Source organism: Natronorubrum daqingense (assembly GCF_001971705.1).
Lineage (GTDB): Archaea > Halobacteriota > Halobacteria > Halobacteriales > Natrialbaceae > Natronorubrum > Natronorubrum daqingense.
This window is the reverse complement of record NZ_CP019327.1, coordinates 3,311,234-3,326,344: the sequence shown is the minus strand read 5'-3', so window position 1 is coordinate 3,326,344 and position 15,111 is coordinate 3,311,234. Positions and strand designations below refer to the sequence as shown.

12 protein-coding genes are annotated in these 15,111 nt (G+C 57.1%); 6 read left to right on the top strand and 6 right to left on the bottom strand.

Annotated features, from left to right (window positions below; genetic code table 11):
- Nucleotides 1–33: 33 nt before the first annotated feature.
- Nucleotides 34–1,476 carry an ATP-binding protein gene (locus tag BB347_RS16090; protein WP_139326971.1) on the top strand — a complete coding sequence of 481 codons (1,443 nt, stop codon included), beginning with the start codon at nt 34–36 and terminating at the stop codon, nt 1,474–1,476.
- Nucleotides 1,477–1,607: 131 nt separating this feature from the next.
- Here BB347_RS16090 and BB347_RS16085 read toward each other — a convergent pair whose 3' ends face one another.
- Nucleotides 1,608–2,918: an MFS transporter gene (locus BB347_RS16085; RefSeq protein WP_076579876.1), complete on the bottom strand. Its 1,311-nt coding sequence runs from the start codon at nt 2,916–2,918 to the stop codon at nt 1,608–1,610.
- A 191-nt stretch (nt 2,919–3,109) separates the two neighbouring features.
- Complete coding sequence (locus BB347_RS16080) at nt 3,110–3,934, bottom strand: superoxide dismutase (protein WP_076579878.1); 825 nt, start codon at nt 3,932–3,934, stop codon at nt 3,110–3,112.
- Nucleotides 3,935–4,354: 420 nt separating this feature from the next.
- Here BB347_RS16080 and BB347_RS16075 point away from each other — a divergent pair, with 420 nt between their 5' ends.
- Nucleotides 4,355–5,206, top strand: coding sequence for an IS5 family transposase (locus BB347_RS16075; protein ID WP_076579880.1), 852 nt, complete (start codon nt 4,355–4,357; stop codon nt 5,204–5,206).
- 256 nt (nt 5,207–5,462) lie between these two features.
- On the opposite strand, the gene BB347_RS16070 is transcribed toward BB347_RS16075, so the two are convergent.
- The 4 genes from BB347_RS16070 to BB347_RS16055 form a co-directional block, all read right to left on the bottom strand.
- Nucleotides 5,463–6,218 carry a hypothetical protein gene (locus BB347_RS16070; protein WP_076579882.1) on the bottom strand — a complete coding sequence of 252 codons (756 nt, stop codon included), beginning with the start codon at nt 6,216–6,218 and terminating at the stop codon, nt 5,463–5,465.
- Entirely contained in the window at nt 6,208–7,422 is a 1,215-nt protein-coding gene (locus BB347_RS16065) for a hypothetical protein (protein ID WP_076579884.1), read from the bottom strand. Before BB347_RS16065 ends, BB347_RS16070 begins: the two co-directional genes overlap by 11 nt.
- Nucleotides 7,423–7,500: 78 nt before the next feature.
- Nucleotides 7,501–8,847 (bottom strand): BRcat domain-containing protein, encoded by a 1,347-nt coding sequence (locus tag BB347_RS16060; protein WP_236995964.1) that lies wholly within the window; start codon nt 8,845–8,847, stop codon nt 7,501–7,503.
- Between the two features lie 38 nt (nt 8,848–8,885).
- On the bottom strand, nt 8,886–11,048 hold the full coding sequence (locus BB347_RS16055; protein ID WP_076579888.1) for a helicase HerA domain-containing protein: 2,163 nt from the start codon (nt 11,046–11,048) through the stop codon (nt 8,886–8,888).
- Between the two features lie 89 nt (nt 11,049–11,137).
- Here BB347_RS16055 and BB347_RS16050 point away from each other — a divergent pair, with 89 nt between their 5' ends.
- From BB347_RS16050 to BB347_RS16030, 4 genes are all read left to right on the top strand, one after another.
- Complete coding sequence (locus BB347_RS16050; RefSeq protein ID WP_076579890.1) at nt 11,138–12,382, top strand: class I SAM-dependent methyltransferase; 1,245 nt, start codon at nt 11,138–11,140, stop codon at nt 12,380–12,382.
- Nucleotides 12,383–12,767: 385 nt separating this feature from the next.
- A complete protein-coding gene (locus tag BB347_RS16040; protein ID WP_076579896.1) occupies nt 12,768–13,553 on the top strand; it encodes a PHP domain-containing protein in 786 nt (261 codons plus the stop codon).
- 202 nt (nt 13,554–13,755) lie between these two features.
- Nucleotides 13,756–14,085 carry a hypothetical protein gene (locus BB347_RS16035; RefSeq protein WP_076579898.1) on the top strand — a complete coding sequence of 110 codons (330 nt, stop codon included), beginning with the start codon at nt 13,756–13,758 and terminating at the stop codon, nt 14,083–14,085.
- A gap of 87 nt (nt 14,086–14,172) precedes the next feature.
- Nucleotides 14,173–15,045, top strand: a complete 873-nt coding sequence (locus BB347_RS16030; RefSeq protein WP_076579900.1) for an MBL fold metallo-hydrolase — start codon at nt 14,173–14,175, stop codon at nt 15,043–15,045.
- The last annotated feature ends 66 nt before the right edge of the window (nt 15,046–15,111 follow it).

The following is a 15,111-nucleotide window of genomic DNA, read 5'->3' as shown; positions in this document are numbered from 1 at the left end:
ACGTTAAGACCGTGTGGTGAATACGGTGACGGAATGAGTGATGCGGCGCTCGATGTCGTGGAGTTCCTGCTCACGACGAGCGTGTATTCGGACGACAGGACCCTGGACGAGAACGATCTCCCGCCGTCGGTTCGGCGCGTCTTCTGGGCGGGGAGCGTCGACAGCGACGATGACGGCGAGGCCGGCCGAAAACACGCCGGCATCAGTCGTCCGCTCTCGGCGACCAACGCGACCGCTCGAGAGGCGACGGGGGTCGACCAGCCCTGGGATGCCGTCTCGGAGTTGATGTTTACCGAGCGCGACGAGTTCTCGGGGACGATCACCCTCGCCCAAGAAGACATGGCCGAACAGTGGTTCGCCGAGCGCGTCGACGACGAGCGACTGCGCGAGAACCCCACGCTCACGAAGCACTTCACGACTCACGAGGAATACGGCGACGAATTCGACGTGACCCACGAGGAAGCGCGTGAGGAAAACCGACCGATTCAGGCCGATCGCGTCTGGATCGACGGACTACTCGAGGAGTACTTCGACGAGGACGAAGACGAGGAGATGCTCGACCTCGTCGACGTTCGCGCGCCCGAAGAAGTCGATATGTCCCTCGACGACCTCGTGCTCACCGAAGATCAGAAGAACGAACTCAACAAGATCGCGAAGGCCATCGAGCACCGCGATTACCTCTCACGGATCGGTCTTCGAGAGATTGGGAAGCTACTGTTCGTCGGCCCGCCGGGGACGGGGAAGACGTCGACAGCACAGGCGCTGGCCCAGGACATGGATTTGCCGTTCGTCGAGGTCAAACTCTCGATGATCACGAGCCAGTATTTGGGTGAGACGGCCAAGAACGTCGACAAGACCTTCGAGGTCGCCAAACGCCTTTCGCCGTGTATTCTCTTCATCGACGAGTTCGACTTCGTCGCCAAGACTCGAAGCAGCGACGAACACGCCGCGCTCAAACGCGCGGTCAACACACTGCTCAAGAGCATCGACAACATTTCCCTGATCGAAGACGACGTGCTCTTGATCGGCGCGACCAACCACCCCGACCAACTCGACGACGCCGCCTGGCGGCGCTTCGACGAGATCATCAACTTCCCGAAACCCGACCACGGGATGCGAGCGGACATCCTCTCGCTCATCACCCGGACGATGGACATCAGCGAGTTCGATCCCTACCTCATCGCTGAAGCCACCGAAGGCCTCACCGGCAGCGACCTCCGAATGGTGCTTCGAGAGGCCGTCCTCGAGGCCCTGACCGAGGATCGAACCACCCTCACGCAGGAGGACCTCCTCGACGCCGTCGAGGAGTTCGAAGAGCGAGACACCTTGAAGAACATGGATATGATGGACGGCGACCACGACGCGCTCGTCGCCGGCGGCGACCTCGGAAAGGCGAGTGACGGCGGTGAGCCGAGTGGCTCGAGTAGTTCTGGACACGATCATGATCACGATCACGATCACGACCACAGCCACTGAACCGACGAAGCGCAACTAGATTTTCCGACCTGTCGAGGGAGTTTCTGACCGCATATTCGTGGGCGGATTGGAGAGGCTCGAGGTACATTGACTGCGGAGCGAACAGCGAGTCGAAAACGGAGAGCGACGGGTTACTGGTAAGCTTCGAACTCCTGACCGAAGATCACGAAGTAGGCGACGCCGATCATGCCGATGATCGACGCGAGCACGAACGACGTTTCCGGGGTGACGAACTCCCAGAGGAAGCCACCGAGTGCGCCACTCGGGATGACGATCGCGCCGCGGACGAAGTAGTACGACCCGGTGACGCGGCCGCCCGCGCCCCGTTCGGCCGGCCCGACGATGAGCGCCTTGTGGGCGGGCAGCCCGGCGAATCGGAGTCCGGAGAAGGCGAAGAGGGCGATCAGGACCCAGGCGTTCTCCGGCGCGAAGATGAGCACGATCGGGAAGACGGCGTAGACGAAGAAGCCGAGGCCGACGACGGGCTTGAGACCGGTGTACTCGGCGATTTTGGCGGCCGGAGCCATCGTGAGCAGTGCGACGAACATCTCGACGCTTAGGAGGATGCCGAAGAACGCGGCGGGCGAGAGGTCGACGGTTCCGAACACGGGAAGCGAGAGCGTCAATCCGATCTCCATCACCTGCGTGATCACCAGGATGAAGAAGGCGTACACCATTCCGTTCGCGAAGCGAACGAGCGCGTCAGCGACCAGCAGCGGACGGAGGGCGTCGGGGAGCGCCCGCAGATCGTCGACGATCTGACCGAATCCCTCGAACTCCGACCCGACGGTGTCCGCCTCGGCTTCGTAGAGGAAGTGTTGGGCGATCGTTCCGAGGATAGCGAACACGATGGCGATGACGAGTACCCAGAGGAATCCCGGCATGAGTTCGTCGACCACCAGCACGGCGACGATCAGCGGGGCGATCAGGAACGCTGTCCGCCGAAACGTCTCCGTGCTCGCGAATCCGAGAGCCAACCGATTGGGTTCGGTCGCCTGCTTGACGATCGCGTAGTGGCCACCGATCCCGAAGGACTTCCAACACTGTGCGAGCAACAGGCCAACGAACACCCAGGCCCACGGCTCGAGGACGATCACACCGAGATCGATCGCCGGGATGTAATCGGCTGCCAGCCAGATGACGAACCCGAACGTCGAGAGAAAGCCGAAGACGGTCAGGGCGTACCTCGAGCCGACGCGATCGGAGACGACGCCGCCGTAGTAGGGGTAGACCGCGCCGATGACGTTCCCGAGCGTCGCGAACAGACCGACGACGAATCCGCCAGCGCCGAGGTAGACGAGATAATCCGGGAGAAACCGGTTCGTCATCTGAAAACCGAGGCTGAACGCGAACATCGCGAGCGAAAGCACGAGGACGTCCCGTTTCATCGAGAAGAACTGTCGAAACGGATCGAGAACGCCGGCGGATTCGCGCGTCGTCATGGTGTAGTAGAGACGGTCCCGAGTGAATAGATTTTCTTATACCGTTGGGATTCACCGTTACCGAGCGTCTTCTCGAGTGAAGGACAGTGTAATACCGAGTTCATCAGATCCTGGCTCGAGAGAAAACGCAAACACGCTGCGAACTGATAGCGGAGGCGAAAGGAAGCAGTCGATCTGACGTATCTGGGACGTTATACCGAGTTGGGCAGACTCGAGTACGGACTCTGCTCGGCCTGTTGGCCTCGATCGTCCTCGTCGGATGGGCCGCGTTGAGCACAGGCCGCCTCGTAGCGCTCGGCGACGTCGTCCCAGTCGACGACGTTCCACCACTCGTCGATGTACGTATCGCGTTCGTTCTGATACTGGAGGTAGTAGGCGTGCTCCCAGACGTCGAGGGTCAACAACGGCGTCGAATCCTGATGGGCGAGGAGGTGTTGGCTCTCGAGTTGCCCGATTATCAACTCGTCAGCGAGGGGTTCGTAGAACAACATCGCCCAGCCGACGGATTCGACGTCCGCCGCGGTTTGAGTGAACTCCGCTCGAAACGCCTCGAACGACCCGAACGATCGCTCGATCGCCTCCGCGAGGGTGCCCGTCGGTTCCCCGCCGCCGTCGGGTGCCATGTTCTCCCAGAAGATCGCGTGGTTGACGTGTCCCGAGAGGTTGAAGGCCAGATCGCGTTTAACGGCTTTGATCCCCTCGAAGTCGTCGGCGTCGCGCATCTCCTCGAGTTCCTCGAGCGCGTCGTTCGCGCCGTCGACGTAGGCCTGGTGGTGCCCCGAGTGGTGGAGTTCCATGATCTCTCGGTCGATGTGCGGTTCGAGCGCGTCGTACTCGTAGGGGAGGTCTGGGAGGTCGTAGCTCATAGGGAGTGGATCGTCGTTCGCGTCGGTTTCGTCGGCTCCGGCCGTCGGGAGGGCGGTACTCGCGAGCGCGGCGACGCCCGCCGACAGGCCGACTGACTCGAGAAACGCCCGGCGGTCGGTCGGATACGCTGCGTCGTCATCGTTCGGCATGCACGACTGTCGTACCAGCGTACCTTTGTTTAACGCGGCGCGCTCATGTGCAAGCCATTGATAAGATGTCCAGCGGAACTGGTGTGGAATAATCACAGACGGAGACGGCAATGATGTGTGACGCTCGCTCGAGTCGATCGTTGACACTTACAGTCGACGATAATCATTCTTGCTCGAACGAGAATGGAGCGTATCGACGACGTGAACGTCACCGACGACCCGGCGCACGGGGTCGCGAGTCACATTCGAGGGACACCAATATGATTCACCTAGCCAGAGACGTTTGAATTGTGCTGGTACATTGTCAAGGCCATGTTGAAACCCTCACTCGGTGATAGGTTTCAGCCGGTGTGCTGAATACGGGGCGCGGGCTGTGTTTAGACGCTAGTAATATTGCCTCTATGTCGGGAATTCTAGGAAATGAAGCGAGCACAGTTAGATGTGTACTCCAAACTGGCCCGCTTCACCGAACGATGCGTCGAATTGTCTCAAAAAGCTGTCGGAAGCGGTTCGAAAGAACCTCTCAGTAAAGGAAAAGATGGCTACGCTGATTGGGTGATCGTAGCGATCCATGGTCTTCGAGAATACCTCGATCACTCTTACCGACGGTTGCTAGACGTTCTTCGAGAAATGCCTGCTATTGTCGCCAAACTCGGCCTTTCACCGGATGAGTTGCCGGACTTCACCACCGTTTGTGCTCGAAAACAAGATCTCAAGATGCCCGTCTGGCGGATGCTGTTGCAGCTGTCGGCGGAACTATTCGATACCGGAGAGGTACAAGCAATCGACTCAACTAGCATCGCTCATCGCTCGTCTAGCCATAACTACGCAAAGCGCGTCAAAGGGACGTTTGAGTCGGTCAAAACCACTATTCTCGTAGACTGTTCTACGCGAGCTATTCTCGATGTACACTGCTCAATGAACCTACCACATGCCACGCAGATTGCGTGGCAAGTCCTGAAAAGAAACCTCAGAACCGTGGAAACTATCGTCGCTGACAAAGGGTTTGATTGGGATAAACTCCGGCAGATGCTGCGAAGCGAGGGTATTAGACCGGTGATCAAGCATCGTGAGTTCTACTCGCTCGACGCCGCACACAATGCTCGGATTGATGATAAAACCTATCATCGACGGTCTATCGCAGAATCGATATTTTTCGCGTTACGCAAGCGATTCGGTTCAACGCTTAAGGCAAGAACGTGGTTTGGACAGTTCCGAGAACTCGTCCTTAAAGCCGCTGTCAGAAACATCGAACAATCGCTCACGGCCTAACTCGGATGATTTCGCGCGTCTAAACAAGGCCCAGGGCGCGAATCGGTCAAAGTGGATGTTGAATGATTGACCAGACGCCAGTTGATCCTTCACAATTGTCTCTCCAAACCACTGTTTCAGGGCGGCTTGCTCACAAGATTTACCGCCGTGATTTCCACCAGTTTATACAGCCTTCCTATCGCTGATTCGAGAATAGTCACTGTGCAGGTTCCCTTAATTCACCCGGTTGTTGCGAGTGAACACGGACCAGGGAAGCCTATGACTCCGTTTCCGCTAGTTGCATCTGCTGGATGTACTCCGAGAGGAAGTTCTCAGTGCTACTGATATAAAGAGACCCGTTGCAGTCACAGTGGGCTTGTGCAATCTTGTTTACTCGCTCTTCGAAGGAAAAAATTCGACCCTCTGAGTCATTAAATTTGAAGTCTTCCTCATCAGAGGTGATGAAGCAATTTCCGAACTCGTCGGCAAACCAGTCGACAGCGTGTGCGAGTATTTTGCGGTCGTGATCGTTATCCATGTAGCCCGCCAGATCTGTGAACACGCGAAGAGTGTAGCTGTCAATGTGGACAGACACACGCGGTGAGGGGTCCTCAAAGAGCTTTCGTTTAGCTCGACGAAACGCACGCTGGCGCTTGTTCAGACGGCGGAGCGCTTCCTCGTCACTATACTGGTCAAGGAGTTCACCCAGAAAGGAATTCAACACGTCTGCATCCCTATTATTGAGATCCTTACACGTTGTGAAGTCAAAGGTACTGAGTGGGTCGGTAGAAGCATGGGCAGTAGCATCGTCGATACCACTTTGACGACGTTCGGCGACGCCGGTATACTCACCGGCAACCTTCTGACTTACTGAGAGTGTGAGCTGCGGGAGGCAAGAGACGAGAACTTCAGCGGCTGCCTCGCGCCGGCGCAGTTTCTCGCTGGGGTTGAGGGTCTCTTTCGTGTAATCGATAAGGACAGAGGTATCGACGAAGACATCATCTCCTGCCCCAGGGTACGCTTCACTGCTCATTATCCGATTCCTCCTCAGCCGTCTCTATCCGCTGCTGACGGAGCGCGGCATCAGTGAGCGAGTTAGAAAGTCGAATCTCTTTGTCCTGATCGGCCGATTGGTATGTAGGGACATCCGGCAAAAGCCCATCTTGTGCGAATTGTTCCTGAAGTTCGCGTGTCTTGGCAGGTGCTTCTTCTTCGAGAGCTGTGAGCCGTTCTTGTGAAATCCGAGTCAGCTTCTCGGCGTCGGGCCCAATCGCCGTCAGCTGCGAGATATAGTGAGAAACGTACTGCCAGATTACCGCGTCGTACACTTCGTCGAGTGTGTTGAGCGCCTCTGGGGCAGTCAAAGGGATGTCCGCCGCATCATTCGCCTCCACTGCTAGGAGAACATCTTCAATCAAATCAGTGAAACCGTGAACGATCCCGGTGACGGCCGAAGGAATGAACTCAGCGCGCATAAGCGCCAGCCGGAGACTAACTGCAGCTCGCCCGGCCTGTGCTTCAAATGATGTACTTTTCCATCGTTCCGCTACCTCGGGCTCACCAGTGAGAATCTGCGGTCGATTGTCGATCATGTCGAACGTAGTCGCTCCTGCATCCCGAAGCGTAATCCGTAGCCTCACGTTCGCCAGATAGATGTCTTTGAGAGGTGGGGGCGCATATTCGTCATAGAATTCCAGCAGAAATGCGTAGTCGTCGGTGTTCCAATACTGCTCGGTCAATGGCGGCGTAAAATCTTGATCGAGGAAAAATTGTAGATAGTCATTTTCCGTTAGCTCTCCAAGCACCGTCTCCTCGATAGCAGGATGATTATCTATACACTGATTGGGGGGCTCCTCGGTCGGTGAGTCGACATCGGCATCTGTCTGTGAATCGCTTGTCGACTGTTGCCCATCGTTGGTCGGAGTTTGTGGCTCGGCTGGAGACTGAGTGCCGGTCCCAGCATACGATCCTGACGGCGCCATCACGGCCGTTGGGCCGTACTTGAACCAGCTGCGTGTGATCGGCGACGTCGTCTGGCTGCCATCAGCCGGAATCGGACCGAGGTAGTGTCGAAGGGCGACCTCCGTGTACTTTTGCCGTTTGACACGGGTTCCCATCTGCCAATTCAGCCCGTTTCCCTCAACAGCATCCCTAAGCCCCTGGTCAATCCGTTGAAGGACTTCCTGCTCTGTTAAGGAGCCACCCTGCGACTGGGGGTCATTTGGATCGTTATTCATGGAAACAGAAGTGGGACACCGATATCAGCGGTGTCACCGTTCTTACACGCAGTTCGGTCGCGATGGACATATTTCTTCTCATGTATCCTCCTCTGAAGCTTCGGACATTGCTTCAGCAAGTGTCCCGAGGACGATTCGCCCTAGTGCCTCAGGGATAGAGGCCGCTTCGTGAGCGAGGACGAGTGGAATCAGCCCATCCCTGTACTGAATCGTCAGGATGCGTTCAAGCACGCTAATCGTCCGGGCGAGTTCATCGTAGGCGTCTACATCTTGGACAATATCTCCCTCTTTAGTGGCTAAATCGCCTTCCTCGTACTGTCGAGGGGTTAAGAATGCAAGCACGTGCCCGGTCCCGGTTCCTTTGCCGGATTTGTAGAGAAAATTCTTACCGTAGTACGTCTTGTATGCGTAGTCTTTGTTACGGTCACCGGCAATCACGTACTCGTAGATATCATCGTTTGAAAATGGCAATACTGTGGGCCCATCAAGATAGTCGCGGACAGACTCAGCATACGCTGCGAAGTCACCGGTCTTGTGGATACCGGTGTAGACTAGCGGACTACGTTCGTCGGCGCGAAGATACTGTTTGAACTCGCCGATTCGGTTGTGAATCGGCTCGTGAATCCATGCCCCGGTGTCAAACTGTGCAAGGGGTCCGTCTTTGATGAACGCCGTCCGCTCAAGCCTGGCGGGCTCGGTCATCCAAATATCGTGTGCGGCACCGAGCAAGACGACATGCTCAATAATACCCATCAACACGTTGAGGGCTGCCTCGTTCGACTGTGACCCGCTCACGCGCTCGTGAACCCGAAGCGCATCTGTCGGATACGTCGTAACCCCACATTCCGGGCATTTGTCGGGTGTTGAAGAGTTCACGAACAGTTGTTGGTGTTCGCAGTCGGGGGCTGGACAGTACTCCAACCGGAGCCGCCCATGCGAATCAAGTCGCCCCTTCCGCTTCAGGAGATCGTGATACAGTGTGAACAGCGTTGTATCGAACACTTCCTTGGACCGAAAGTTCCGGTAGGTCATCTGCCGCCAGCTCTCGTGGGTTGACTCACTGTTGAGGAGTGTGTTCGTACTCGGAAGCACCATCCGAACGTGATGTGTCTCGCCGAGGTTCGCTACTTTCGATGGCGAGACAAACGCATGCTTGGCCTGTGCGTCAAGGATCGCGAGATCAAGCTCAACAAGTGCAATGTCGATGAACCCCACTCGCTTGTTGCGCCGTTCGTCCCCGATCGTGACCTCGACCCGGGAGCCATCGACGCTGTAGACCGTTTCGATCGGTGTACCGAGATCGTCGGCACCCGGCAGTTCCTCGGCCGGAATGTCGTCGAAGTCGTTGGCTTCTGCTGGCGACGGCGGATTATAGTCGAACTCTCCCAGCTCGGGGGCGAGTTCGCTGTCGCGGCTGAGTCCCACATGACCGATACTGTTGGAAGGTTCGCTCGGGAGAGGCATCAGTCAGCTTGCCTCGACGGACTTGGCTCTACAATGAACCCATCATCTTTCTTGACACCAAACGGCGTGTTGTCTTTGACCCAGTCAGTATCGAACAGCGAGATCTGTACCGGAACAATGTATTCGCCTAGGTACGTCTTCACGCGAGAGTACCCCACAGTTTCGACATTCCGGATCGAATTCGCGAAGTCAGCGAAATTATAGTACTTGCCAAGCTCATTGATCTCTTTCTCACTGTTGATGTGTGTGATAATCCAATTAGCTGTATTTGCCCGGACACGGGGGTCTACGCTCGTGACCTCTTGGGTGGCGTAGACCATACCAATCTGGAATTTCGCGCCCTCCTTCGCAAGCGTCACGAAGGGGTTCATCTCACCGTCGCCGCGGCCGTACTCATCGAAATGCTGGTGTGCTTCCTCGAGGTAGACCTGAATCTTCGGAAGTTCGTCCTCATCTGTCGAGCGAAAACGCTCCATCGACTGGTTGAGGATGTAGCTGACGAGGCGCTCTTTTTCGGCCGTAATTACCTCCTCCATTCCGTTTGAGATGTCCACAATGACCAGCTCGCCGTCTGTCAGTCGGCTGTATATCTCCCTGGCGACATCCACATCGCGAGCGGGGTTGTGGTAGTCTTGTAGGTTTCGGAGTTTGCCGAAACCGCTTTGGGAGCCGGCTGTTCGGAACATCTCAAGAACACTGTCCAAATCGTCGTTAACCCAATCACGATCCTCCTCGTGCGCATCGTTGATGTCCTTCGTGTTCGTCGCAACTGTGCTCCAAAACTCAACAAGCGTATTTTCCCCGCCGGCTTTCCCAAGTCGGACCTTACCGCTCTCAGCCTTGTTGAAGTCCAAATGTGAATGTTCGTTTACCCCCCTCAGTACGCTATCGTTGACCCCAATCCAGAAGGGATCGAAGTCGTCAGGCAGCTTTTCTGTACCAATCGAACGAGAAATAACAGCATAGTATGCACTTCGAAGCCACTCAGCACGGGTCTTCTGTCCCCACTCCATATCTTCAAGTTCTTCCTCAGATGGGACATTGTTGGAAACCGTCACGAAGTTTTCCGCATAGGTGGCCTCGTCACTGCCAAGTTCCATGTGAACGTAATTTTTCACTACGTCAAGATTGGAGCGCGCAAGAAGGTTCGTTCGCAGTGGCTTATACCGATCTGTCTCATCCTCTTGAGCAGCAAACTTGTAAACGGTTGAGATCGCCTCGGGAGCACCGTTATCATCTTGCGTGTGCAGTTCGCCGAGCGCACATTCCTCGTCTTGATCATTGACGTATGCGTATTCACCACTAGGATCAAAGATTAGCTGGCCGATCGACTCATCGTGAGCCTCGATCGCGCCAGCGATGATCTTCATCGTGTTCGACTTGCCCTTTCGTGTCATCCCAAAGACGGCTGTTTTCGCGCCGATGAATTCTTTGACGTCGAAGTACATTCCGGCGGAAGCACCGTCGCCCCAGATATCGGTCGTCGTATACTGCACATCGCCGAGTTTGACCGGTGTTGTGTCTGTCGTCGTAGGATAGCTCGCGATCCACTGCAGCGCCGCGTGATCAGGCTTGTGAACGACATAATGTCCGGCAGAAAAGAACGTCTGGACATCACTACTGAAGCTTAGCCGCTGTTCGTCGTCTTCGTTCGTGTCGTAGTAGAAGGTGCCCAGAATCTTTGCCTCGACACCAGAGTATTGAATTTGTCGGCGTGTGAGGACATCGACGAAGTCCTCGGGTGAGGCTGTCCCACCTTCCTCACCCGTGATTGCTTCCTGGATAGCATCATAGCGATTTGTTTGTAGGCGCCCCTCCTGTGGGATATCGGTCGTGTCGCTCACGCGCAGAAGCAAGGCGTGAGTCGCGTCTGTGTCGGTGGGATCCGGCGGTGCGTAACCAGGATCGTTCTCGGGAAGCCTGTGGCCGGTGTGGACATCCTCCTCGGAGACAATTTCATCCCCTTCCAGAAGCGGGCGCGCGATTAATAGCGAGTGGCGTGGGAGCCCGCCTGCATCCTGCGTCCACTTGTCGTTGGTGAGAACCTTACAGTGTTCATGACCGGGCGAGAACACACCACCAACATGGTGAGATTCCACGAGAAGATCACCGATCCGCATATCTGTCCGTGGAGAAAGATCATCTTCGAGTGACGAGCACATCAATATGACTTACACATTCACCGACATATAATACTTTGTCGATTACTGAGAGGAACGGATTTATTAAGCCATCGCGACTGCGGTTTACTATGTCACAGGATTATAGCGCGTATGAAGACGCGCTATCATCGGCGGAGATCATCGGCACAGAGACGCTCCCACATTCTTGGCGGGAGGCACCTCGTGCGTGGGGGAACGAATTACACAAGCTTGCTCCCTACGTTGGTGGGTTTCCACCCGCGCTTGCGAACTATCTGCTTCAACAATATACTGACCCCGAGATGACGGTCCTTGATCCGTTTTCAGGCGGCGGCACGACTGCTCTTGAGGCTGCGCTTCTTGATCGCGATGTTCTGGCCAGTGATGTGTTCAGCTATGCGTGTACGCTCACTGGGGCAAAGACGCATCCTTTGACTGAAGACGAATTCGATGCGGCACTGAAACGGGTCAAGCGAGACGCAGATGATATCAACCCAAAGACATTACCACCCGTCGATGAGGATGCAGCAATCTTTTTTCACGACGACACACTTCAAGAACTGCGGCAATACCGAGCCGTTCTCAAAGAGGACAGCAGTCGTGATGGCAGGTTTCTGAAAGCGCTGATATGTGGCATTCTTCACGGCCCATCGGAGCTATTTCTTTCAATTCAGACTCGCGATACGTTCTCTGGGAGTGCGAGTTATGTTAAGGATTACAAGGAAGAACACGGTCTTGAAGAGATATATAAGTCAGTTGATGAGAAGGCCAGTGACAAGTTTAATCGACTCGTTGGTGCGCAATACCCTTCCGGAAACACCCGAGTTGAGCAAGCTGATGCGACGTCGCTGCCATTTGAGGATGATACAGCTGATTTTGTATTGACCTCACCGCCGTACATGCATATGTTAGACTATTCATGGAATAATTGGCTTCGGCTGTGGTGGCTTGACGAGGATCGGTCGGCGGAGCAAGACTCGCTCAATCAGACATCCAAGGTAGAGTTGTTTCGGTCGTTCATGACCGATGTAATCGCGGAACTGGATCGTGTGTTAAAATCCGATTCGCGAGCTATCATCGTTATTGGTGACGTCCGTAAACATCGGCAGGGTGGCGCGAAGGTAGTCTATCCAGCTCGGATGATTGCTGCGGAGGCGAGTGAGTTTGGTTTCGAGGTTGAGCGGGTAATTGAGGACGATTACAACGTGGACAAGCGCTACTACACGCAATTGAACAATCTCCGGTGGGATGAGGAGGAAGAAGATAACGAGCAAGAGTTAATCGATCGAATTCTCGTGTTACGGAAGGGAGATCCCGGACCACAGATGGAGGTAACGCCGGAGTGGAGCGACTAAACCCGTCATCGTGATCGCCACGCTGACCCAGTAGGCCGGTCAGCTACTCGACGAGCTCTCGTTTGGTGACAAATCCACCCTCTATATTCAGCAGCCAATTCTTGTCGTCTATCGAGGATTTCAACAGAGTCACTGTCACCAACCACGACCTCAAGGGCCGGAATTCTCGTCCTGCACCGCGATAGAACGAGATCGCACTCGAGAATCCGGCGGAAGGATAAGTCATTATCTCGATAATCATTACCCAGATAATGACCTTCTACGATCGTGTCGACGATCTCGGCGCGCGCGAGGCGGCGTTCAAATCACCTGGGCACGATTTTTCTGTGTCCCACGAATCTACCTCGAGCGAAACGACCAACTTGTCTCCCGGTGACGTCAACCCATGAGGGATTTTCACGCCCACACGAACTATTCCGACGGGGAGTTTCTCGAGCGGATGGTTCGGGCCGCCGAGTCCGCCGGCCTCGAGGGAATCGGGTTCACGGACCACTGTACCGTCTCGGAGCGGGCGCGACCGGCGGCCGAGCGCAGCGTCTACGGCTTCAACCTCGATCTGACCTACGAGCGGCGACGGCGAGCGATCGAAACGCTTCGCGAGCGAGAGCGGACGTCGATCGATATCTACGACGGCGTCGAGATGGATTACGATCCCCGCGACGAGGCGGCAATTCGAGACTTTCTCGAGACGGCGGACTTCGAGTACGCCCTCGGCAGTGTCCACGCCGTCGACGGCAAGAACGTGCAGGTTCCGTCTCACTTTCGGGGCGAATCCGACGCACACCTGAATTCGATCGTCGACGGCTACTTCGACGCCCTCGTCTCGCTGATCGAATCGGAACTGTTCGACGTCGCGGCCCACGTCGACCTGCTCGAGCGAACGCCACCGCTGCGCGGACGGGCGACGACGGATCACTACGATCGGGTTGCACGGGCGCTGGCCGACTCCCGGACGGTGCCCGAGATCAACGCCGGACGCGCGCTCGCCGAGATGGAAGTCGTCCACCCGGGCGCGGCGTTTCTCGAGATCCTTCAGGAGTACGACGTGGCAGTCACCGTCGGCTCCGACTCCCACCGTCCCCACGAGGTCGGCGACCGTGCCGACTTTCTCGAGGCGTTCCTCGAGCGTCACGACCTCGAGGTCGTCTCCCCGCCGGGGCTTCGGGAGTGACCCGTCTCGGTGGCGATCGAACGCTGTCACTCCGCAGCGGGCGGCGTTCAGCGAAGCCCGATCGGCGGCGCGTGTCCGCCGACCGATCAACCGGCCGCCTGGCGGCCTTTCGGAGTCGTATCGATTCTAACACGTCCGTAGCTGAACACTCCTCCTCGCTGTGGGGAATACCCTTTATGCGACGGGTGCGAAGCACTCTCTTATGAGCGATGGATCGCCACAGGGAACCGCCGCGGACGCGTTCGCCACCGGCGCACAGGCGGAACACGGCGACGCGATCCGCGACCTGATCGTCTTCGGAGACGCGGTGGGCCCCGAGACCCACGGCGTGCACACCGAACTCGAGGCCTTGGTCGTCCTCGAAGACCACGACGAGGCGACCGAACGAGCGCTCGAGGCCCTCGCCGAGACGGTCGGTCTCGAACACGGCGTCGTCACGAGCGTCTACGTGCTCCCGGCGCAGCGACTAGCAGAACAGGAGGATCACCCGCTCGTCCGGACGGCGTTCGAGGAAGGGCGATCGTATGTGTAGGGAGGGACAACCTGCTGGGACGAGACCACCTGCGAACTCGGAGAGAACGGCTGCCGACGCCAAAATCCCCGGAGGGAAGGCGTGACGATGCGCGTGAGCCTCCTCGGGACCGGGGACACGACCGGCACGCCGACGGTCGGCTGTGACTGTGACACCTGCGAGCGAGCGCGCGAGGAGGGCCTCGAGCGCACCCGATTTTCGGTACACGTCGAGAACGAACGCACCGACGAGTCGCTGCTGATCGACTTCAGCCCCGACTTTCGCTACCAGTTTCTTCGCGACGGCGTCTCTCTCCCCGACGCGGCGATCATCACGCACGTTCACTTCGACCACCTCGACGGGCTGGGGAACGTCTTCCGCGTCGTCGACTCGCTGGACGTCTACGCCGCGGACCAACCCGATCCGCGAACGGGCGAAAGCGTCGCCGAAACTGTCCGGACGGATTACCACTATCTCGACCGAATCGACGTCCACCCGACGACGCCACTCGAGACGGTCCGGCTCTGTGGGTTCGACGTGACGCTCGTCCCGGTCGAGCACCCGCCACTCGTCTGCTATGGCGTCGCGATCGAAGACCCCGAAACCGGCGCGAAGCTCTCGCTCACCGGGGATACGAGCTACAACGTCCCACAGGACTCTCGAGACGTGCTCGCCGACCCCGACCTGTTGCTCGCCGACGCGATCGTTCCCGCCTCACTCTGTGAGCACCACCCCGCCGGCGGTCGTCACGAGAACGAAGACGGCGTCCCGCGAACGTTCGGGACGAAACACATGACGCGCGAAGGGGCCCTCGAGTTGGCAGCCGAATTGAACGCCGATCGAACGCGACTCGTACACCTAGCACACTACTATCCGGCCGCGGAAGCGTTCGAAGCGCCACTCGCAGTCGACGGCGAGCAGTATCGACTCACGCCAGCGGGAGTATCGCAGTCGGAGACAGATCGACCGGGAAAAATATGACAGCTAATCGAGATACCGTCGACGGCCCATAGACACGGACTAACCTCGTCGCAGTGAACGCCGAGA